This window comes from Streptomyces sp. UNOB3_S3, assembly GCF_020740895.1.
Lineage (GTDB): Bacteria > Actinomycetota > Actinomycetes > Streptomycetales > Streptomycetaceae > Streptomyces.
Window position 1 is genome coordinate 16,264 of the sequence record NZ_JAILXP010000005.1, and the last position, 19,351, is coordinate 35,614.

The window sequence follows — 19,351 nt, forward strand, 5'->3', positions numbered from 1 at the left end:
CAGCCCCGCGTGACGGACACACAGTCCGCGGGCCGGCTCGCCGACCTCGCCGAACTGGAACGCCGCTACGGCGGCACCTTCACGGGGCCCGACCGGGAGCAGGCCGAGGCCGCCCTGGACGACGCCTCGGCGATCGTGCGGGCATACGGGAATCCGTCCTGGGGCGCGGTCGTCGACGGCCACCCCCGGCCAGTGCCGGCGGCGGTCAAGGCCATCGTCCTGGCGGTCGCCGAACGGAAGGTCCGCAACCCGGAAGGGTTCGTGAGCGAATCGGCCGGTGAGTACAGCTACCGCATGCCCGAGCAGGGCGCGGTGGGCGGCTCCCTGTCGAAGGGCGAGCAACTGTTGATCGAGCGGCTGTCCGGCCGCAGCGCCATGCGCTCGCTGGAGACCGTCCGGGCCGTCGTCCTTACCGACCGGTGCGCCGGCTACCCGTACCCGGACCCCGTCGACCAGCGGGGGCTCGTGTGATCTTCGACCGCCGGGCCCCCGTCGAGCTGCGCATCTTCCCGCCGGCCGAGGTGGGCGACGGCTACGGCGGCACCGCCCCGGGCCTCGGTGAACCGGTGACCGTGCGCGCCTTCGCCCAACCCGTGGACGCCCCCGAAGGGGTTGCGACGGGCTGGGCGGCACCCGTGCGTCTGAAAGTGCTCACGGGACCGTGCGAGGCCGCCCAGGTATGGGCGCGGGTCGAGATCGACGGCGAGCCCTGGCACATCGTGGACCCGCCGCGCGTGCACGGGGCCTCGCGCCACACCCGCTACCTGTCCGCCGTCATCGAAGGAGGCAGCGGTGGCGTACGTGAAGCCCAACATCCATAAGACCGTGGCCGGCATGCCCGGCGTCATGCAGGTTCTCAAGGCCCACGCCACGGTCATGGCGGGCGAGATCAAGGCCGCAGCTGCCCCGCACCGCAAGACCGGCGCGTTCGAGCACGGCATCAAGGTCCACCGACACCGCAAGGGCTACTCGGTCAACCTTGAGGACCGCAACAGCGCCTCGATCAACTACGGCCACTTCACCAAGGCCGGCGAATGGGTCGAGGGCATCCACGCCATCGAGCACGTGGTGGGCGCGGGACGCGGCCCCCGCAGCCGGAGGTGAACGTGTACGTCCTGCCCGACACCGAAGCGCTCGTCCTTCACGCGCTGCGCGCCTACCTGCCCACCGGCACGGCGGTGCGGGTGGCGATGCCACAGCACTGGGCCGGGCTGCTGCCGCTGGTGGTCGCCCGCCGCGTAGGCGGCAAGGCCCGCGACCCGCGCTTCATCGACTCCGGCATGTTCACCGTCGAGGCCTTGGCCGCCTCCCGCCCGGCCGCTTCGCTCCTCGCCCGGCAGGCCCGGGGCGCGCTGCTGGCCGCGTGCCGGGACCAGCACCGGGGATCGGACGGCTACCTGAGCCGCTTCATCGAGGTCACCGGCCCGTTCATGACGGGCGACGCCCTGACCGCCGGCCACCCGGGAGCCTGCCGGTTCACCGCCACCTATCAGCTCAATGCCCGCCCCCTGGCCGCCCGCCCGCCGCTGACGGTGACGCTCGCGGCGGACCGGGACGACGGCAGGTACTACCGCGCGCAAGTGGTCGGCGCAGCCGCCGGTCCCGCGCGCCTGGAATGGGGAGACGGTCACATGGCCGACATCACTATCGGAGCCGACCCGGTCGTGGTCGAGCACGAGTACAAGACGCTCGGCGCGCACACCGTCACGGTCACCGACGCCGACGGCAACACCAAGACCGTGACGACCGCGCCCGTCCTGCCCGTGGAAATCTCCTGGGCCATGGACGCCGGCTCGAACTTCGAGGGCGTGCTGTCGGCCACCGGCGTAAAGCCCGGCGTGACGGTCGACTGGGGCGACGGCTCCCCACCGGTCACCCCGGCCGTCTCGGCCGGCAAGCTCACCGAACGGCACGCCTTCACGGCTGACGGCGAGAAGACCATCACGGTCGCCGTGCCGTCCTGGAAGGACGCCGGCTTCGAAGGTCACACCGCCAGTGCCAAGGTGACCGTGAGGCTCCCGCGCGACTTGGACGTCCAGCTCGGCTACTTCGAGGACGACCCGCGCAAGGTCTCCGCCACCATCCGCAACGCCGTCGCAGGCAAGGGTCAGATCACCTGGGGTGACTGATGACGGCGGAGATCGTGGACATCCCCGGCCCCGAGTCCGCGGTGGCCTGCCACCACACCTACGCCGGCACCGCCACTCGCTTCAACGGCTCCTTCGAGGACCGGGCCGGGCGGTGCTTCACCTTCACCGTGAACCTGCCCGCCCCCGCCCCGGAGGCTCCGAAGGACGTGCAGGTCTGGCGGGACGGCGGCGCACCGAACGAGGTGCACGTGATGTGGCTGCCCGTCGAAGGCGCGGAGGACTACACCATCCGCATCTTCAAGAACGACACACTCCTGCGGACCGTCACCGCCCCCGGCCGGCCCCCGAACGAGAACGGCTACCGGCAGGTCCACGTGGCCCCCGAGCCGTACCCGGTGGTCGGCCAGGTCTACGAGTACGACGTGTCCGTCAAGGGCTCGGACGCGTGGTCGACGCGCGTTGCCCACCAGTGGGCCGGCTCCTAGCCCCCACGCATACGAACGATCGACGACGGCCCGCCTGGGGGCTTCCTGGGCGGGCCGTCGGCATGCTGAAAGGCGGCCCTTGGCCGAGAAGATCGAACCCGTCATGAACCCCTCGCAGGGGTATGTCTACGTGGCGGAAGTTGGCACCCCGATGCCGGCGCTTCCCATCCTTCCGAAGGACCCGAACGCGACCATGCCGCAGGTCGGCGGCGTGAAGTCCACGGCTTGGCGAGACGTGGGCAACACGTCGTTGGAGAACGGCATCGAGATGTCCGTGGACGGAGACGACGCCGAGACCCTGGGGTCCTGGCAGAACCCGAACCTGAAGCAGACCAACCCCAAGAAGACGTACGCGCTCACGGTGAGTCTTGAGGACTTCACCGTCGAGACGTACAAGCTCTACTACGGGGCTGGGGACGAGGCGGTTATTACCGACCCCGTCACCTCCAAGCCGGTCGGCTTCAACATCCCGCTGAACCCCACGGCCACGGAAAAGGCCCTGCTGATCGTCGGCACGGACGGAGATAACGCCGTCGCCTGGCACTACCCCAAGGTGGCCATCATCGGCGGGGACTCCATCACTCTGGACCCGGCCGCCCTGTCCGAGGTGCCCGTGAAGGCCACCATCCTCGGCTACGGCGGCTCCACTGGCACCGTGACCGAGCGGTATGCCCTGTAATGCTTAGCAGCAGAGCCAATTTACGCATGCACGTCGGCCAGTCCCTGTTTGAGTAGGGAGCTACCGATAGCGCAGGCAGCTGCCATGCCAGCCATACCCATTGGCCCGAAGACGGCAACCACCGGAAATCCTGACCCTACGATCGTCACTCCGCCGATGATGTAGATCCAGCCGCGCATGCGTTGACTAATGTCTGCCGTATCAGGGTCTCCTCTCTTAATCACTTCGATCTTGGAGAGCAGGTCTTGCACCTCTTCAGCGGCATGTTGCTCTAGGTACTTCGTTCCTCGTTCCAGCCACTCACCGAGGGACAGCGGATCGATCGGAAGTTCGAACTGGTCGAGAACTTCTGCATCTTTGCTTCGCGTGAAGCCGTGGAGTTGGTCGGCCATGCGATAAAGGAAGTGGCATTGCTCGTGCAGGTATGTGAGGCCGTTCGCTAGCTCTAGGCCGACATCAACGAGCTCCATGCCGGCATCTGTGTCAGGGTCCGGGCGGTCGACTTCCAGTACGGCCGTCCAAAAGCGATCAAGGTTCAGAATGTACACGCACGATCGAGAAATCTCTGCCGCATGCCGCTGATCCTTGATGCCGTACATCTGCTGCTTCTTCCTGCGAGAGGCCCCGTGCCTACAGTAAGAGGAAGAGCGGGCTGCTGTCTTTCGGGGTAGGCCAAGCCAGCGATGAACTCACCCCCCATTTTCGAGAGGGCTTGCCCGGCCCACATCCTGTGGGTAAGCCCTGTATAGAGAAAGACCTCTGCTTGACCACCCTGAACTTCGCTGATCTCAAGGCCGAGGCCGAGAGCAAGGCGTCCGCCGGCCTGGCGTTCATCGGCCCCGCCGGCGAAACGATCCACCTGCGTCCGCTGGCCACCGTGCCGGGCGGCGACCTCAAGGCCGTGCTGGCGCACATCGACGCGCTCGGCTCCGACAAGGTCTCGGACGTCACCAAGATCCATGCCATGGACGCGGCCCTGGTCGCGGTCGCGACCGACAAGAAGGCCATGGCGGCGGCTCTGGACGAGCTGCCGCTGGACGGCCGTTCGCGGATCTTCGAGGCGTGGATGGAGGCCGCGGAGGTCCCGGAAGCCTGAGTCTCGTCAGGCTGCTGGACGAGCACGGGGCCGCCATCTACGCGGACTTGCGCCGGTTCTACTCCGTAGATCTGCTGGCGTACTTCCGGGGCGAGATGTCGGCCCGCGCCGTTCTGGCGCTTGTCGAGAACCTTCCCGACGACGCGGCCGTCATGGCCGCTCTCCTCGGCGGCCGGCAGGCCGTCGGCTGGGACGTCCACGCGCACATCCTCGCGGACCTGGTGGACGCGGTGCAGTGGAACACCTACGTGGCTCTCGCGCAGCGCGCGAAGCGGCCCGGTGCCCTGGAGAAACCGACGCCCTACCCGCGCCCCGGCAAGGCGGCCGGCACCGCCGAGCGGGCCTCGAACCCCTTCGCCTCCGCGCTGGCCGGCGACCGTCCGCGCACGCCGCACCTCGCGCCCGTCCGCGCGTCGGTCGCCATCCCGGCCGTGGTCGCCGAGCGCTCGAAGGAGCAACGGGCCGCGCCCCCCTTCATCGTCAACTAGCAAGGAGCACCATTTGGCAGGTGGGGGGCCGGGCGGGCCCGAAGGCGGCCGCGTCCATATCAAGGTCCTCCCGGACACCAGCAACTTCCACCAGTCGCTCCAGCGGTATCTCGACCGCATCGAGCGGCAGGCGCGAGTGCGTGTCCATGTGGACGTAGACGACGCCACGGCGCGGGGCCGGCTGGACGCCCTGGCCCGCCGCGCGCGTCGCATCATCCCGACCATCCGCCCGGACGTGGACGCCGGGCGCGCCGAGGCACGCCTGTTGGCGCTCACCCGTCGGCGCGATGTGCGCATTCAGGCACGGGTGGACCGGGGCTTCCTCGGCAACGTCGGCCGCGCGGTCGACGGCGCCCGGCAGCTCCTCTCCGGCACCGGAGAGATGATCGCGGCCGGCTTCGGCACCGCGTTCACCTCCGTACGGGCCGGCTTCTCCGATCTGCTGGCCGGCGGCCTTCAGACCTTCAGCGGCATCGCCGGCGCGGCCGGGGCCGCGAGCAGCGCGATCGGCAGCGGCGTGCAGGTGGCCGTGATGGCCACGGTCGCCTCGCTGATGACCCTCGCGGTCGTCGCGGGTGCCGGCCTGGTCGCCGTCGCCGCCCTGGCAGCGGTCCCGCTGCTGCCGATGGCCGCCGGCATCGCTGCTCTGGCGCTGGGGACCGACAAGCTCAAGTCGTCGTTCTCCGCCGTCGCCAAGGAGGCGAAGTCCGTTTTCGCGGACGCCGCCTCGGTGATGGAGCGGCCGGTCAAGGCCGCCCTGGACCACATCCGCGGGTGGCTCGGCTCCTCCCGGGGGATGTTCCGGTCCTTCTTCGAGGCCGGCACCCAGTACGTCGATCCCCTCGTCCGCAGCCTGACCGGCTTCGCGGACAAGCTCCTGCCGCGCCTGACGAAGGCGCTCAACGAGTCGGGGATGCAGGACTTCGTCGAGCACGTCTCGACGGGGTTCGCCGAACTCGGCTGGATCGTCGGGGACTTCTTCGACAAGCTCGCGCAGAACGCGCCGACCCTGTCCAAGGTCTTCGACGCCTTCATCAACTTCCTGTCGGTCGTCACCAGCGCCTTCGCCGATCTGCTGGTCTCCCTGGCCGACTTCGCGCCGCAGGCGCTGAACACCCTGGCCGAGGCCCTGCGCGGGGTGATGCGGGCGCTGACGGACAACCCGGAGGCCATGCAGCTCCTGGTCGACCTCGCATCGTGGATCTTGATGCAGTTCGTCTCCGGGCTCCAGGCCACCATGGGCGCCCTGAACCTCTTCGCCCAAGCCTGGGAGGCCATGCGCTCGGCCATCGCCACGGCGGTGGACTGGGTGCGCACGGAGGTGCCGGCGGCCTGGCAGGGGGTGCAGGACAAGACGGGCGCGGCGTGGCAGTGGTGCTCCGACAAGGTGAGCTCCGCCTGGCAGTGGATCACCAACGCCACGTCGCAGGGCGCGCAGTGGGTGCAGGACAAGGTCTCGTCCGCCTGGGACGCGTGCAGAAACGTCACGGCGACCATCTGGCAGGCCATCTCCGACGTGGTCTCCTGCGCGGTCGGCTGGGTGCGCGACGCCTGCGCCAAGCTCGGCGAGCTGCCGGGCAAGTTCGCCGACTGGTTCGGCCGGGCGAAGGACGGCGCGGTCTCGAAGCTCGGCGATCTGGTGAGCTGGTGCCGGGGCCTGAAGGACAAGGTCCTCGGCGCGATCGGCGACGCCGGCTCGTGGCTGGTGCAGAAGGGCAAGGACGTCGTCAACGGCTTCATCTCCGGACTGAAGTCGGTGTCCGTGGGCGGCGTGATCTCCGGCATCAAGGACGCGGTCATGTCGCCGTTCTCCAGCTTCATGTCCCTGGCCGCCATGCCCATGAGCTACGCGGCCCCGTCGCCGTTCATGGCCCTGCCCGCCCTGCCCGACTTCGGGCCGTCGCCCATCGGGTACAGCGATCCGATCGCGGACGCTCTCCAGCCCCTCCAGCAGATCGTCTCCCGCTCCCTGGTCGGCGACTTCGGCCGCAAGGCCGGCCGCAGCGCGGACGACAACCGGGAGCGGCACCGGGGCGGCAAGACGGACCGGACCGAGAGGCCGATCACGATCAACGCCAGCACGAACGCGGACCCGCGCGAGATCGGCCGCGAGGTCGCATGGCAGCTGCGGATTGGACGGTAAACGATGAAGTCGGCGCGCATCCCGTTCACGGGCACGCCGTGGACGCTCGCGTACGGAGGCGTGCTCCTGGGCGGGGACTCCCCACTCCTGCCGGTGAAGGTGGACGGGCTCGCCGCCATGCCGGACGTGAAGTCCCATGACCTCGAACTCGTCAACTACGACGGGCTGCTGCCCGGCCGCGACTACATGCGCGGCCGCGTCGTCAGCATCACGTTCCGGGTGATGGCCGACGACTCCGAACACCTCGATCTCCTCATGGGCGAGGTCGCCGCGGCCTTCACCCACTCCCGCAACGAGCAGCCGTTCTCCTTCTGCCTGCCCGGCGTCGCCCAAGGCGCCTGGGCCCAGGTCGCCGGCCGCGTCCGTAAACGGGAGACCAGCATCGACGAGACGTACGGACAGTTCCACCCCCTGGTCGACGTGCAGCTCGAATGCACCGAGCCATGGATTCGGGCCGTGCGCTCGATCCGCAAGCAACTGGCCGCCTCCACCGACTTCAAACGCGGCGGCTACCGCTTCGGCCGGCACCGGGCGCTGCGCATGCCGCTGCGCATCCCGCGTGACGGCGGCTGGGGCCCGCCCCGCACCGCGATGCTCACCAACGGGTCAATGGACACCGCCGCCCTGCGAGCGGAAATCCGCGGGCCCGTCGAAGGGCCGGTCCTGGTGTTCAAGGAGGCCGGCCAGGTCGTGGGGCGCATGGGCATCGAGCGGTGGCCGGACGGCACACCGTTCCGGCTGACCGCCGGTGAGCGCCTGGTGCTCGACGTCCCCGTGACCGGACCCCCTGCGCTCACGCACTTCGCCGACGGCGCGAGCACGGGAACGGCCGTCACGCCGACCCTCACCCAGTGGGGGCGCGCGGAAGCCGGCCGGACGGTGGAGGTTTCCATCGAGCAGAGCAAGACGAGTTACGACGGGGCCGCCAGTGGCTTTGTCGAGTGGCAGCCCGGGAGGTTCGTGTGATCACAGTCGCGTTTCAGGAAGAGGCCGACTACCCGGCGCAGAGCTTCCGCCGGATGTTCGGATCCATGCAGGACTTCGTGGCCGGCTTCGACAGCCGCGAGAGCTTCGAGCCGTCCCTGTCCGCCCTCCACGGCCCCGGCTACATCGCACTCGCCCCGGGCCGGGCGTGGATCAAGGACGGCGACGAGGCCGGCGGCGTGTACTGGGTGGAGTCCGACACCGCCCTGCAAGTCCCGGTGCCGGCGTCCGTACAGTCCGGCTACGTCGTGCTGTACGTCGAGGACATCGCCCACGGCGACTGGCGCAACGCCCTGGTGCCCCAGGTGCTCCCCGCCGATGCCCCGCCGGCCACGGGCGAAGGGCGACGGTTGGTCGTCGCGAAGTTCGGCCGCTACCCGGACGGCACCCTCAACCTGCCCCCGGACTACGACCAGCGGTACGTCTACGGGTGGGGGCAGTACCTGGTCACCCGCACCGGCCCGGCGCGCGGCGAGGACCCCGCGCCGGCCGAGCTGGCCCGCTTCCGCCTTGGCACCCAGTACACCAACTTCTCCACAGGCAACCGCTTCGTGCGCACCGAGGAGGGTTGGCACCGCGACGGCAACAAGTTCTACGCCGCCACGGTGGACCCGGCGAAGGCCGAGGGCCTGAACGGCGACCAGTGGATCAACACCGCGACCATGGGCCTGTTCAACAAGTCCGGCGGCGACTGGGCGTTCCTCGGCAGCCTCAAGGGCGCCAAGGGCGATACGGGCACGGTCGAGGCCAACACCGGCGCGACGGTCGGCGGCGACCTGGTGGTGAAGCAGAACATCACCACCGAGCGGTTCAAGGTCACCCCGGCCGGCATCGTCACCCTCGGCCCCTGCGCGGCCGCCCCGGACCGTCCGCAGGACGGCGCGGTCCTGTACGCCAAGGACGGGGCCCTGTGGGTCGCCGAGTCCGGGAGCACGGGCAAGACGTTCAAGGTCGGCTCCGCCGATCTCGTCATGGCCGGCGACGGCCCGCCCCCGGGGTACGCCGTCGCGCCGACTGCCACTGGAAGCGGTGGCAATGGCTGACCCGATCGCACCCGGCACCACCTACGTCGACACCCAGGCCGGCACCCTCTACACCGCCCTGCGCGACGGAACATGGCAGTCGGCGGAGCGCCGCCCCTTCAGCGTGCAGGCCCGCGTCGACAACGACCGCTACGCCTTCCGGATGGGGTACGCCAGCAACGCCTCTCCGGAGGTCGAGCTGGGTTCGCTCCTCGTCCCGCCCGCGCCGTACGCGCGGATCGTGTCGGTGGACGCTGCCATCGCCTGGCACTCCGACGGAGCCGGGAAGACCACGCGGGTCAACAGCACCACCACGACGATCACGCGGGACGTCCGCCTCGCCGACGGCCGGACCCTGACCGGCCGGGTCGGCGAAGCCACCCGCGAACCGTGCTGGCCGGACGGCGGCGGGGCGGACGTCTCCACCTACGACCGGCTACCGGCCGGCGCGTCGGCGACCTACCGCCTGATCGGGCATTGCAACGGCATCGAACCCCGCAGCACTGGCGTGTGCACCGTGAAGGTCGAGGACACCGAACCGGGCACCTTCCTGCGCGCCACCGCCTACCCCGATCAAGGGAGCACGACATAGCAACCCTCGGAACCCGGTACACCGACACCCGCACCGGCGACCGCTATTGGGCCGACTGTACGGGCGCCTGGCGGCGCGCCGGCCAGGGCATGACCTACGCCGAAGCGTTCCCGGCCGCCGTCACGCTCACCGGGGCCGACGAGGGCCGGTGGACGCCGCTCACCTCCGTGACGATCGCCCCGGCCGCGTACGACCGGGTGGCGGTCATCAAGGCCATGGCCTGGGCCGCGTTCTCCGGCGACACCCCCGAGTCGGTCTCGCTGCGCGTGCGCGAGGGCAGCGCCAACGAGCTGGCCGTGATGTTCCGCGCCCCGGCCTGGGCCAGTGCCGGCGGGACCGACACCGTCACCATGCACCCCGTCCCGGCCGGCACCACCGTCACGTACGCGATGGACTTCACCTTCCGTTCCGAGGCCGGCCAGGACACCGCCGGCATGCGCTTGAAGATCAGCCCCGACCGGCCGCACGACACCTACCTGCGCGTCGCCCTCCACCCGAGGGAGAACCGATGACCGTCCCGGGGACCCTCTACCTGGACACCGCGACCGGCACCGAGTACGCCCGGACCACGGCTGGCACCTGGGTGCCGGTCGGCACGCCGGGAGCACAGTTCCGCAGCGACTACGCCGAGCCCGGCCTGACCGTCACCGGCCACCTGCGCTGGACCCTCTTCGGCGAGGTCCGGTTCGAGCCCACGCCGTACGCCCGCCAGGTCGAACTCACCGCTTCGTGGTGGGGCGACTTCCCCGACCAGCCCCCGGCCTCCGCAGACGTCGAGATCCGAGTCCAGCTCGGCGCGGCGGCGGAGACCAAGCTGGCCACCGTCTTCCGCGCCCCCTCCCGCCCGCAGCGCTCCCCGAAAGGCTGCGGGGCGGACGTCGCCACGCAGTTCGAGGCCCCCGCCGGCGTGCCCGTCGTCGTCCGCGCCCTGGCCGGCCTGCACGCCGGCGACAAGACCCGCGCCACCCTGCGCACCGGCTACCAGGTCACCTACCTGCACGCCGTCGCCTACCCCAAGCGCTGATCCACTCGCACCACCCGCACGAAAGGGGGCCGCCCTGGCGGTCACCGAATCGGGCTACGAAGCCCGCTTGTACGAATTCGTCCCCGACGGAGACCCCGCACTCGACCTCACCCGGGGAACCGGCAGTACCGGGTGGCACCCCGACAGCTTCCGCCAGAGGGGCTGGCGCGCCGTCTACCGGGCCTCGCCCCGGTTCGTCAGCGTCGGGTGGCGGCGCACCATGGACAAGCCGTCCGAGGCCAACGTGACCATCCCGCTGGCCGCCCTGGACGACGCCCGCCTGCGGTATCCGGCGATCCAGCCGTTCCGTACCGTCCTGGGCATCGTCCGCGACGGCTTCATGGTCTGGGGCGGCATCGTCTGGAACCTCCGGGTCGACCTGGAGGAGCGCACGCTGGAGCTGGCCGCCCGCGACTTCCTGTCGTACTACGAGACCAACCACGCCTACGGCGGATGGTCCACCAAGGCCGGCGGCGACCTCCAGTCCGACATCCTCAAGCGTATGGCCCTGCGCGCCGAGTGGGGTATCCAGACCAGCACCGCGGCCATCACCGCGATGCCCCGCAAGCGCGAGCTGTCGTTCCTGGAGAACGAGTTCAAACCCTCGCTGGACGTCATGCAGGACCTCGCCGACAACATCGGCGGGTTCTTCTTCCGCAGTGCGGCATGGCGGGCCCACAAGGGAACCGAGCTGCGCCACGACATCCGCAACACAGTCGACCGCACGCCCCGCACCGCCACCGGCCCGGACGGCGTACCGCTGCCGGACCTGGTGGAGGGCACCACGTGCGAGGTGCAGGAACTGTTCCTCAACGGCGAGAACATCGCGACGACCGCCTACACCATCGGCGCGAGCGGCAGCGACAAGACCGCCGGCGTCTGGTCCCGCCGCGACAACCGGGACCTGCGCCGGCTCTTCCCGCAGCGCGACGTCGTCAACGTCATGGGATCGATCAAGCACCAGAGCACCCTCGATCTCCACGGGGACACCGCCCTGCACTTCGGAGCCACGGGCATCGTCACCCCGCGCGTGGTGACCTATCCCGACGTCTACACCCCCCACCATTTCGACCCGAACATGGGCCAGAAACTCCGTCTCGTCTCAGCCAACGAATTCATGCGCATCGACAGCTCGTACGTGCTCACCGAAGTGCGCGTCGCGGTCAACGCGGACGGCTCGGACCGGTGCGAGCTGTCCCTGTGCCAAGAGGAACTGTTTGATGCGGAGAGCTTCACTCGTCCGTGAGCCGAGCCTGGTCGACCAACTCGCCGACCTCCAACGTCGGCTGCGCGACCTGGAACGCACACCCCCGCGCGGCGGACGCACCGACCGGTTCCAGTCGGTCGCCGTCTACCCCGGCTCCGCCCACCGCTTCCAGGGCCCCGGCTGGGTGGATCTTGCCGAAGTGCCGATCTCCGGCATGAACAAACCCATCCTGCGGGTGGAAGCGCGCCTGTTCTCCGCCCAGGACTGGCAGGTCGAGCTGAAGACGAACACCGGCAAGACCACCCACAACACCGGCGGATACCCCTGCGCCGTGGTCCGCCCCGGGGACATGCAGTCCTACGACGTCCCCGGCATGGGCACGATCAAATATCGCACCCTCCGGTGGTTCTGGCGCTGGCCCGGCCGCACCGGCTGGTCCGAGGGAGACGGCGCGGACCGCTTCTTCCTGCGCGGCAACACCCCCGCCACCGACACCTCAAGCGCCTCGTTCTGGGTGCCGGCCGCCACCGCCCTCGGCGAGGACGACCTGAGCGATGAAGAGCTGGCACAGGTCGACAAGGCGCCCACTTTCATTTAGCCTGCCAATTGCCGGATTACTGTTTCCGGTATTCCGGAAATCCGCGCCGACCTTATGCATAAGGTGAAGTCATATGCATAAGGTCGCCATTTGCATACAGTGGAACGGCCGCGCTATGTTCCTGTCATGGAGATGGCAACTGCCCTACCGGGTACGGGATTTCTGGCAGCGGTTACCGCAGTGCTGCTGACTGCGGTCATGCATCCGGACCCGCAAATCAGAGAGCGTGCATTGCTGGCACTCAAGGCATTATTCGGAGGCAGGGTCAGGTAATTTTTGGCTGCCAGGGCTCGTTGTGAATCATTTGAGCCCTGGCCGAGTCATCGCATCCCGAAAGGAGAAGCCCGCACTGGGTTCCCGTAACGCCTTCCTCGCCGAAGCGAGGAAGTGGGCCGACGAGAAGTACAAGGAAGGCCGCAACAACGACACCGTCTTCGGCCGCTGGTACCCGATGAACTGGCAGCCCTGGTGCGACATGTTCGTCTCCTACTGCGCCGAGCGGACCGGCAACGCGGCGGCGGTAGGGAAGTTCGCCTACTGCCCCTCGCACGTCGAGTTCTTCAGGAATCGCGGCCAGTGGTACAGCGCACAGGCGCAGGCCAGGGCCGGCGACGTGGTGTTCTTCCACAACGGCGACGGCGTCGCCTATCACGTCGGCATCGTCCTGGCCGACGCCGAGCCCGGGACGAGCGTGAAGACGGTCGAGGGCAACACCTCCAGCGGCGCGGCCGGCTCGCAGAACAACGGCGACGGCGTGTACTACCGCACCCGCCCCCGGTCGATGATCCTCGGCTTCGGCCGCCCCGCCTTCGCCACCCTCGCCGGCGACACCGCCCCGGCCGACCCCGGCCGGTGGACCGTCAAGCGCGGGCAGACCCTGAGCGCGATCGCCGCCCTGTGCGGCACCACCGTCTCCGCCCTCCTCTCCCTGAACCCCGGCATCGACCACCCTGACCGGATCACGGACGGCCAGGAGCTGACCGTCTCGGCCACCGCCAAGCCCGCTCCGGATAAGCCCTCCCCGCCGACACCCGACACACACCGGCGGGACCACGACGAGACGTCGGCCGGCCGGGCCAGCATCGAGGGCCACGAGTACGGACCCGGCGCGTATGGACCGCACATCACTGCCCTGGGCAAGGCCCTGGTGGACAAGGGCTTCGGCCGCCACTACGCCGAAGGCCCCGGCCCCCGCTGGTCGCAGGCCGACCAGCGCAACTACGCCGACTTCCAGCGGTCCCTCGGTTTCACCGGCGCGGACGCCGACGGCATCCCCGGACCCGTCTCCCTGCACATGCTCCTGGCCCCTGCCCCCACGAAGGCGAAGCCGACGCGGCCGCAGGAGCCGGCCCCGGCCAAGCCGGCGCAGCCGAAGCCCGCCAGGCCGGCCGATCCCCTGGGCGAGGGGCTGTGGACCATGGAGAAGAACGCGGACGGCTCGATCACCTTCCGCCCAGTCAAGCCGACCTCGAAGAAGGACGCCGTGCGCGCCGAGCTGACGCGCGCCGTGCCCGAGCCGGTGACGGCGGCATGAACGAACGCGACTCCCTCGGCGTCAGCATCTCCGCCCGCGAGATCTACGACCAGATCGTGGGCCTGCGCGATGACGTCCGAGGGCTGACCCAGACCCAGACCACTACGGCCGCGGAACTCGCCGACCACGAGACCCGGCTACGCGCCATCGAACGGTGGCGCTACGCCGCACCCCTGGCCGGGGTCTCCGCCCTCGGCGCGGTCGTCGCCGAGGCCATCCGTGTCACCGGAAAGGCATGATCATCAGAGACGACATCCGAGACAACCCCGTGATGATGCGCGCCATCGTCGTGGCCGCTCTGTCCCTGCTGGGAGCGTGGGTTCCCGCACTCGCCGGCATCGAGCACACCGAACCCATGGTCGGTGCCGTCGTGGCCGCCGTGACGCTGTTCCTCGGCCACGGCGCGCGAGCCCGTGTCACCCCCAACCACCGCGCGGTGCTCCGCGAGGAAGCGGAGGCCGCCCTGGCCCAGGCGGACCGCTCCGCAGAGGGGCCGACCGCGCTCCTGCCCACCATGTCGATGAAGGCCGAGGGGCGCGGCCGGCCCGGCTGAGCTGTACCCCTCCCGAACTCAACCCTCGCGTCAGCCGAGGGAAGGGGAAGGGTGCGAGGCATCGGGATCATGGGACGGGCACGCAGCGGAAAGGACACCGTGGCCGCACGGCTCGTCGAAGCGTACGGATTCCGGCGCGTGGCCCTGGCCGACCCGCTCAAGGACATGGCCCTCGGGATAGACCCCCTGATCACCTGCGAAGTGCGGGACGGCGGCGCGCTGCGCCTCGCCGAGGCGGTGCGCCTGTTTGGCTGGGAGACGGTCAAGGAGCGCTATCCCGAAGCCCGGCGCTTCCTGCAACGCCTCGGCACGGACGGCGTACGTCACCACATCAGCGTGAACCACTGGGTGGACGTGCTGCTTCGGAACGCCGACACCGCGTACCGGGAGGAGGACGCTCGCCCCGTCGTCGTGCCGGACGTCCGCTTCGAGAACGAAGTACACGCCCTGGCCGCGCACGGCTTCACCCTGTGGTCCGTCGACCGGCCAGGGCTCCCGAACGCGGTACACGAATCCGAGCGGCTGCCCCTCCACCACGGGGAGCTGCTGATCAACAACAACGGAACACTCGCTGCGCTGCACCGCCAGGTGGACGCGGCCATGGAACAGACCAGAAAGAGCCGATGCGACACCTACTGATCAAGCTCCTGCGAGCCGTGCCCACCGAGAACGTACTGAACACCGTGGACGAGAGTCCGTGGGACGCGGTAACGCCGCGCGAGATGCGCGAGCAGCGCGTGGCGGATGCCCGAGTGCGGGCTGAGGTGCCCGGTTACCGCGACGGCGTGCCGTCCATCAACCGGGCGCGCTGACGTCCACCTCTCTGGCCCCCGTGGCCGATCTTCGGGATCGGTCATGGGGGCCTTCGTGCGTTCCCTGAGGAGTAACGGTTGTGAGAAACCGTCGTGGCAGCGATGTCACCGCCGCTTCAAATGACCAGAGCCAGTGTTGTCATTGACTTTCTGAAGGAGGACGGAGCCGACCGGTTAGCGCGGGCTGGCAGTCGCTGAGAGTGAGTTGGGGCTCCGGCCCGGGTAGCCAGGTGTCCCTCGTCATCGCGCACGAGCTCTGCCGACCCAACCCTTGATCAAGTAGCGTCCCCATCTACATAGGTATGGACTGGAGTAAGGGGAACGAACTGATCAAACACTGAGCCTTACTCGCTGCATGACTTCACACCACAACGCATACTTGGCGCAGAGGTGCTCTAGGCCACGCCAAAGCTGAAAGATATCGGTAAGTGTGATCGCCTAGTCCTGACAGGCGGTGAGTGACGTGGACGAGTTGGTTTTCATTACCGGCGATCAGACCATCGACTGGGTTTTCATGGAATCTGACAGCAGTGGAATCCGTCATGATGATGAGCGCCTACGGGCTCGCTTGACGGTGGGGTGGCATGCAGGCGGAGTAACACTGCTCGAATCCCTCGTGAAGGAATCAATCACCACACGAGCTACGGTTAAGTGCGCGTACAGCAAACCCAATAAAGACGAAATTCGAACGTACGATAACCCGTATAATCACACGTTCGCCCTGATGGCGAAAGGCGAAAGAAATCGGGCTCGAATCAAAGACTACCTAGGGTTCCGGGAGAGCGGAAAGCCGAATGCTCCCGAAAGGCCGCCGGGGCCAGCCAAAGTAGTCGTCATCGATGATGCGGCACTCAGTTTTCGGAAAGATCCACGGAACTGGAAAGGCTTGATACCCAACAGTGATTGCAGCAAGGAGGATCAGCCCTGGGTGGTCCTTAAAATGAGTCAAGGCGTCATGACGGGGAAGCTTTGGGATTATATCTACAGCAGGGTGTGTGACTCGAAGGACTGGCTCGGGCGCAAGCTAATCATCATCACCTCGGTAGCGCGCTTGCGTGATGTGGGAGCCGGTATCAGTAAAGATCTATCTTGGGAGCGATCGGCTCAGGATGTTGCAGTAGAGCTTCAACGCAACGCCGCAATAAAGCCACTAGCCCGCTGTGGGCAAGTAGTTGTTTCTTTCGGCCCAAGCGGGGTTCTGCTGATCAAGCGTAAAAACGGTCAACGCGATTATACCTTGGTATTTAATCGTGAGCTGATGGAAAGCGAATGGGAAGAAGCGCACTCCGAAGGTATGATGTTCGGTTATGGTAGCGCCCTATGTGCTGGAATCGTTCGCCAGCTCCTTGCGGATCCGGAAGAGCTCACTGAAGGGATACTTCAGGGAGTTGCCGCCATGCGGCTAATATACGACGATGGATTTGATGTAAGTAAGTCGGAACTCGCATTCCCGAGCGATTCGCTTTCCTTTGCGCGAGAGGCGGACAGGGCGAGAGTTTTGACGGGGTTTGGCATCTCTCGAATATCGGCTTCTACCGCGGTTGAATCTTATGCTACTGATTCGATATTGGGTATACAACATCACGATCAAGTTGAGGTTGAAGCACTCGCTCATCGAGTAGTGATAGAAGGGCCATCGGTGCTCGATGACATTCCCTTGGGCCATTTTGGCAAGCTGTTTAGCGTGAGCCGTCAAGAGATCGAAAGCCTGCATTCCATCCGCAATCTTTTGATGGACTACGGGTCCAAGTCGGCACTAGATGTAGCGCCACTTTCAATTGCGGTTTTCGGTGCCCCGGGCGCTGGAAAGAGCTACGCCGTCAAGCAGCTTATGGCACCCCTGGAGAGACCAGGTCGAGGCGTCCAGTCATTTGACTTTAATCTCTCGCAATTCAACTCCGCTTCCGATCTTATCGGCGCACTGCATCGAGTGCGTGACGGAGCGCTTCAGGGGAGTATTCCACTGGCCTTCTGGGATGAATTTGACTCCCCCCTTAAAGGCGAGCATCTGGGATGGCTTCGATATTTTCTTGCGCCTATGCAGGATGGTAAATTTCTGCAAGGTGAGATTGTTCACAGAGTAGGGCCGGCGCTCTTTGTGTTCGCTGGAGGGACATCTGACAGGTTTGACGAGTTCAGAGACGCGGTACAGAAGGCGGACCCCGACGCGAAAGCCCTAGACTTCCTCAGTAGGCTTCGTGGTTTTATTGATGTGACTGGGCCGAACCCGGAAGGACCGGGCGACGTGCACTATGTACTTCGTCGGGCCATCATTCTCCATGAATTGTTGAAGAAGAAGGGGATCGTAAAAGATAAGCGAGGCCGGTTCGAGGTATCGGAGGATGTGATTCGGGCCTTCTTGACGACGCCAGATTACCTTCACGGAGCTCGCTCTATGAGGGCGATTGTGGAGATGAGTAGGGTTACGAAAGGGGAGCACTTCAAGGTGTCTTGTCTGCCCGAAGAGAAGCAACTCAACCTGCATGTCCCGGGGGCTGAATTTCTTGGTAGGGCGCGTAGACGTTCGCCAGATATCGGGTTCTTGCCGTTTAGTCATTGAGAGCGTAGCCTGATGTGCGGCTTTTACTCATCCACGAGGAGCCTGATTCTCGCCCACCAGCAGGGCGTGCTCGATGTTCTTGTTCACCTGCTGCTGGGGCCAGGGATCATCCTGGCGTAGAAGCGGAATAAGGACAGGGATTTATGGCCTGCGTGGCGGGCAACTTCGGTGGGGACTGCGCCAGACGATGTATGAAGTCGGCGCGATTGGGTGCCCAAGACAGGGTTTCTGCCGAACAGCTCCCAGCGTGTAGCGGTCCCTCCATCCGGTTGTTGGACCAGCGTGCATCCCGCGCGACGGCCCGCAACCTCCAGCAGTGATCACCGGGTTCTAGGCTCGGCGCAGCAAAACAGCTGCTGCATGTACCTTCTTTCCCTGTACGCGTATAAGGAAAGAAGACGGCGACAGCGGTTTTCCTGCTGTCGCCGCCCAGCTGTACCCTGCCTGAACTCAAGCCTTCCGCAAATAACAAAAGCCCGCCAGCGGCGGGGCTGCGGAGAGGGTGCGATGGCAGGCGCGAACACGATCATGCGGGGCGGCTCACGGTTCTACGTGGAGCCCGAGAGCGGCATCAAGGTCCCTGGAGTCACCTCCATCATCTCGTGCCTGCCCAAGCCGTTCCTGGCGTTCTGGCAGGCGAAGATGACGGCCGAGTGCGCGGTGCAGAACCTCGGCTCCGTAGTGGGCCTGGCACTGAACGACGCGGGCGGGGCGGTCGACTACCTCAAGGGGGCGGCGAGGAGGTACACCCAGCAGCGCGCCGCCCTCGGCTCCGACGCCCACGACCTCTTCGAGCGCCTGGCTCGCGGGGAGGTCGTCCGCCGCGTCCATCCCGATCTCGAACCGTACCGGGCGCACTTCTGCGAGTTCCTGGACCGAGCGCAGCCGGAGTTCCTGCGGATGGAAGACGTTGCCTGGAGCGACCGGCATGTCTATGCCGGGTCCTTCGACGCCATCTGCCGCATTGACGGCGAGACGGTGATGTTGGACTACAAGACCTCGAAGGACACCTACGCGGACGTCTCCCTTCAGCTCACGGCTTACGCGCGGGCGGACCACATCATCGACGCCGACGGGGCCAAGCTCCCGATGCCCCGGTGCGAGGCCGGCGCGGTCCTGCACGTGACCGCCGACCAGTGGGCGCTCAAGCCGGTGGAGATCTCCAACGAGGTCTTCGGTCACTTCCTGGCATTGCGCGAGACGTTCGACTGGGAGCGGGAGCGGTCGAAGGTGGTCATCGGCAAGCCGGTGATGTCCGGCGGCTCCACTCTCGTCACCGGCACCCAGCGCAGGGCGGCCCGGTGACCTTCGAACCCGTCGTGGGGCTCGCCCTGGTCGCGGCTGTGCTGCTGTGGCTGGTGACCGGGACCCGCCGCTGAGCGGCCGTACCCCGCCCGAACTCAAGCCCTCCGAGAGAGGGGCCGCGCCGGCCCGGCTGAGCCGCCGCGCGCCTCTCTCCGCTCACCAACGCAAGTCAGAGCACG

Annotated in this window: 24 protein-coding genes; 23 read left to right on the top strand and 1 reads right to left on the bottom strand. The window is 67.3% G+C overall.

Annotated elements, in window-relative coordinates; all coding sequences use genetic code 11:
• Nucleotides 1–9: 9 nt before the first annotated feature.
• The 6 genes from K6I33_RS01240 to K6I33_RS01265 all read left to right on the top strand — a co-directional run bounded on the left by K6I33_RS01240 (nucleotide 10) and on the right by K6I33_RS01265 (nucleotide 3,254).
• Entirely contained in the window at nucleotides 10–471 is a 462-nt protein-coding gene (locus K6I33_RS01240; protein WP_229347598.1) for a hypothetical protein, read from the top strand.
• The gene (locus K6I33_RS01245; RefSeq protein ID WP_229347600.1) at nucleotides 468–821 is read left to right on the top strand and encodes a hypothetical protein; all 354 of its coding nucleotides are present in this window, start codon (nucleotides 468–470) and stop codon (nucleotides 819–821) included. Before K6I33_RS01240 ends, K6I33_RS01245 begins: the two co-directional genes overlap by 4 nt.
• Nucleotides 793–1,104 carry a DUF5403 family protein gene (locus K6I33_RS01250; RefSeq protein WP_229347602.1) on the top strand — a complete coding sequence of 104 codons (312 nt, stop codon included), beginning with the start codon at nucleotides 793–795 and terminating at the stop codon, nucleotides 1,102–1,104. The genes K6I33_RS01245 and K6I33_RS01250 overlap by 29 nt, the downstream gene beginning before the upstream one ends.
• On the top strand, nucleotides 1,101–2,129 hold the full coding sequence (locus K6I33_RS01255) for a hypothetical protein (protein ID WP_229347604.1): 1,029 nt from the start codon (nucleotides 1,101–1,103) through the stop codon (nucleotides 2,127–2,129). Before K6I33_RS01250 ends, K6I33_RS01255 begins: the two co-directional genes overlap by 4 nt.
• Nucleotides 2,129–2,575, top strand: a complete 447-nt coding sequence (locus K6I33_RS01260; RefSeq protein WP_229347605.1) for a hypothetical protein — start codon at nucleotides 2,129–2,131, stop codon at nucleotides 2,573–2,575. The genes K6I33_RS01255 and K6I33_RS01260 overlap by 1 nt, the downstream gene beginning before the upstream one ends.
• Nucleotides 2,576–2,654: 79 nt before the next feature.
• Nucleotides 2,655–3,254 carry a hypothetical protein gene (locus K6I33_RS01265; RefSeq protein ID WP_229347607.1) on the top strand — a complete coding sequence of 200 codons (600 nt, stop codon included), beginning with the start codon at nucleotides 2,655–2,657 and terminating at the stop codon, nucleotides 3,252–3,254.
• A 20-nt stretch (nucleotides 3,255–3,274) separates the two neighbouring features.
• Here K6I33_RS01265 and K6I33_RS01270 read toward each other — a convergent pair whose 3' ends face one another.
• The gene (locus K6I33_RS01270; protein ID WP_229347609.1) at nucleotides 3,275–3,853 is read right to left on the bottom strand and encodes a hypothetical protein; all 579 of its coding nucleotides are present in this window, start codon (nucleotides 3,851–3,853) and stop codon (nucleotides 3,275–3,277) included.
• 164 nt (nucleotides 3,854–4,017) lie between these two features.
• Here K6I33_RS01270 and K6I33_RS01275 point away from each other — a divergent pair, with 164 nt between their 5' ends.
• The 17 genes from K6I33_RS01275 to K6I33_RS01355 all read left to right on the top strand — a co-directional run bounded on the left by K6I33_RS01275 (nucleotide 4,018) and on the right by K6I33_RS01355 (nucleotide 19,172).
• Entirely contained in the window at nucleotides 4,018–4,350 is a 333-nt protein-coding gene (locus tag K6I33_RS01275) for a hypothetical protein (protein WP_229347611.1), read from the top strand.
• Nucleotides 4,317–4,838 (top strand): hypothetical protein, encoded by a 522-nt coding sequence (locus K6I33_RS01280; RefSeq protein WP_229347613.1) that lies wholly within the window; start codon nucleotides 4,317–4,319, stop codon nucleotides 4,836–4,838. The genes K6I33_RS01275 and K6I33_RS01280 overlap by 34 nt, the downstream gene beginning before the upstream one ends.
• A 13-nt stretch (nucleotides 4,839–4,851) precedes the next feature.
• Nucleotides 4,852–6,981: a hypothetical protein gene (locus K6I33_RS01285; RefSeq protein WP_229347615.1), complete on the top strand. Its 2,130-nt coding sequence runs from the start codon at nucleotides 4,852–4,854 to the stop codon at nucleotides 6,979–6,981.
• 3 nt (nucleotides 6,982–6,984) lie between these two features.
• A complete protein-coding gene (locus K6I33_RS01290; protein ID WP_229347617.1) occupies nucleotides 6,985–7,947 on the top strand; it encodes a hypothetical protein in 963 nt (320 codons plus the stop codon).
• Entirely contained in the window at nucleotides 7,944–9,008 is a 1,065-nt protein-coding gene (locus K6I33_RS01295; protein WP_229347623.1) for a hypothetical protein, read from the top strand. The genes K6I33_RS01290 and K6I33_RS01295 overlap by 4 nt, the downstream gene beginning before the upstream one ends.
• Nucleotides 9,001–9,579, top strand: a complete 579-nt coding sequence (locus K6I33_RS01300; protein ID WP_229347626.1) for a hypothetical protein — start codon at nucleotides 9,001–9,003, stop codon at nucleotides 9,577–9,579. The genes K6I33_RS01295 and K6I33_RS01300 overlap by 8 nt, the downstream gene beginning before the upstream one ends.
• A gap of 89 nt (nucleotides 9,580–9,668) precedes the next feature.
• Nucleotides 9,669–10,091 (top strand): hypothetical protein, encoded by a 423-nt coding sequence (locus tag K6I33_RS01305; protein ID WP_229347629.1) that lies wholly within the window; start codon nucleotides 9,669–9,671, stop codon nucleotides 10,089–10,091.
• The gene (locus K6I33_RS01310) at nucleotides 10,088–10,603 is read left to right on the top strand and encodes a hypothetical protein (RefSeq protein WP_229347631.1); all 516 of its coding nucleotides are present in this window, start codon (nucleotides 10,088–10,090) and stop codon (nucleotides 10,601–10,603) included. The genes K6I33_RS01305 and K6I33_RS01310 overlap by 4 nt, the downstream gene beginning before the upstream one ends.
• 67 nt (nucleotides 10,604–10,670) lie before the next feature.
• Nucleotides 10,671–11,849: a hypothetical protein gene (locus K6I33_RS01315; RefSeq protein WP_229347633.1), complete on the top strand. Its 1,179-nt coding sequence runs from the start codon at nucleotides 10,671–10,673 to the stop codon at nucleotides 11,847–11,849.
• Nucleotides 11,824–12,408: a hypothetical protein gene (locus tag K6I33_RS01320; protein WP_229347635.1), complete on the top strand. Its 585-nt coding sequence runs from the start codon at nucleotides 11,824–11,826 to the stop codon at nucleotides 12,406–12,408. Before K6I33_RS01315 ends, K6I33_RS01320 begins: the two co-directional genes overlap by 26 nt.
• 304 nt (nucleotides 12,409–12,712) lie before the next feature.
• Entirely contained in the window at nucleotides 12,713–13,942 is a 1,230-nt protein-coding gene (locus tag K6I33_RS01325; protein WP_229347649.1) for a peptidoglycan-binding protein, read from the top strand.
• The gene (locus K6I33_RS01330; protein ID WP_229347652.1) at nucleotides 13,939–14,181 is read left to right on the top strand and encodes a hypothetical protein; all 243 of its coding nucleotides are present in this window, start codon (nucleotides 13,939–13,941) and stop codon (nucleotides 14,179–14,181) included. The genes K6I33_RS01325 and K6I33_RS01330 overlap by 4 nt, the downstream gene beginning before the upstream one ends.
• Nucleotides 14,178–14,495 (top strand): hypothetical protein, encoded by a 318-nt coding sequence (locus tag K6I33_RS01335; protein WP_229347654.1) that lies wholly within the window; start codon nucleotides 14,178–14,180, stop codon nucleotides 14,493–14,495. Before K6I33_RS01330 ends, K6I33_RS01335 begins: the two co-directional genes overlap by 4 nt.
• Before the next feature lie 69 nt (nucleotides 14,496–14,564).
• Nucleotides 14,565–15,134 (top strand): hypothetical protein, encoded by a 570-nt coding sequence (locus K6I33_RS01340; RefSeq protein ID WP_229347657.1) that lies wholly within the window; start codon nucleotides 14,565–14,567, stop codon nucleotides 15,132–15,134.
• Nucleotides 15,119–15,307 carry a hypothetical protein gene (locus K6I33_RS01345; protein ID WP_229347660.1) on the top strand — a complete coding sequence of 63 codons (189 nt, stop codon included), beginning with the start codon at nucleotides 15,119–15,121 and terminating at the stop codon, nucleotides 15,305–15,307. The genes K6I33_RS01340 and K6I33_RS01345 overlap by 16 nt, the downstream gene beginning before the upstream one ends.
• A gap of 463 nt (nucleotides 15,308–15,770) precedes the next feature.
• On the top strand, nucleotides 15,771–17,867 hold the full coding sequence (locus tag K6I33_RS01350) for an ATP-binding protein (protein WP_229347665.1): 2,097 nt from the start codon (nucleotides 15,771–15,773) through the stop codon (nucleotides 17,865–17,867).
• A gap of 507 nt (nucleotides 17,868–18,374) precedes the next feature.
• The gene (locus tag K6I33_RS01355) at nucleotides 18,375–19,172 is read left to right on the top strand and encodes a hypothetical protein (protein ID WP_229347668.1); all 798 of its coding nucleotides are present in this window, start codon (nucleotides 18,375–18,377) and stop codon (nucleotides 19,170–19,172) included.
• Nucleotides 19,173–19,351 lie beyond the last annotated feature (179 nt).

Coding starts and splice junctions, on each gene's coding strand:
- K6I33_RS01260 (WP_229347605.1), top strand. CDS start 2,129: ATGACGGCGGAGATCGTGGACATCCCCGGCCCCGAGTCCGCGGTGGCC.
- K6I33_RS01270 (WP_229347609.1), bottom strand. CDS start 3,853: ATGTACGGCATCAAGGATCAGCGGCATGCGGCAGAGATTTCTCGATCG.
- K6I33_RS01290 (WP_229347617.1), top strand. CDS start 6,985: ATGAAGTCGGCGCGCATCCCGTTCACGGGCACGCCGTGGACGCTCGCG.
- K6I33_RS01300 (WP_229347626.1), top strand. CDS start 9,001: ATGGCTGACCCGATCGCACCCGGCACCACCTACGTCGACACCCAGGCC.
- K6I33_RS01305 (WP_229347629.1), top strand. CDS start 9,669: ATGACCTACGCCGAAGCGTTCCCGGCCGCCGTCACGCTCACCGGGGCC.
- K6I33_RS01310 (WP_229347631.1), top strand. CDS start 10,088: ATGACCGTCCCGGGGACCCTCTACCTGGACACCGCGACCGGCACCGAG.
- K6I33_RS01320 (WP_229347635.1), top strand. CDS start 11,824: ATGCGGAGAGCTTCACTCGTCCGTGAGCCGAGCCTGGTCGACCAACTC.
- K6I33_RS01330 (WP_229347652.1), top strand. CDS start 13,939: ATGAACGAACGCGACTCCCTCGGCGTCAGCATCTCCGCCCGCGAGATC.
- K6I33_RS01335 (WP_229347654.1), top strand. CDS start 14,178: ATGATCATCAGAGACGACATCCGAGACAACCCCGTGATGATGCGCGCC.
- K6I33_RS01340 (WP_229347657.1), top strand. CDS start 14,565: ATGGGACGGGCACGCAGCGGAAAGGACACCGTGGCCGCACGGCTCGTC.
- K6I33_RS01345 (WP_229347660.1), top strand. CDS start 15,119: ATGCGACACCTACTGATCAAGCTCCTGCGAGCCGTGCCCACCGAGAAC.
- K6I33_RS01355 (WP_229347668.1), top strand. CDS start 18,375: ATGGCAGGCGCGAACACGATCATGCGGGGCGGCTCACGGTTCTACGTG.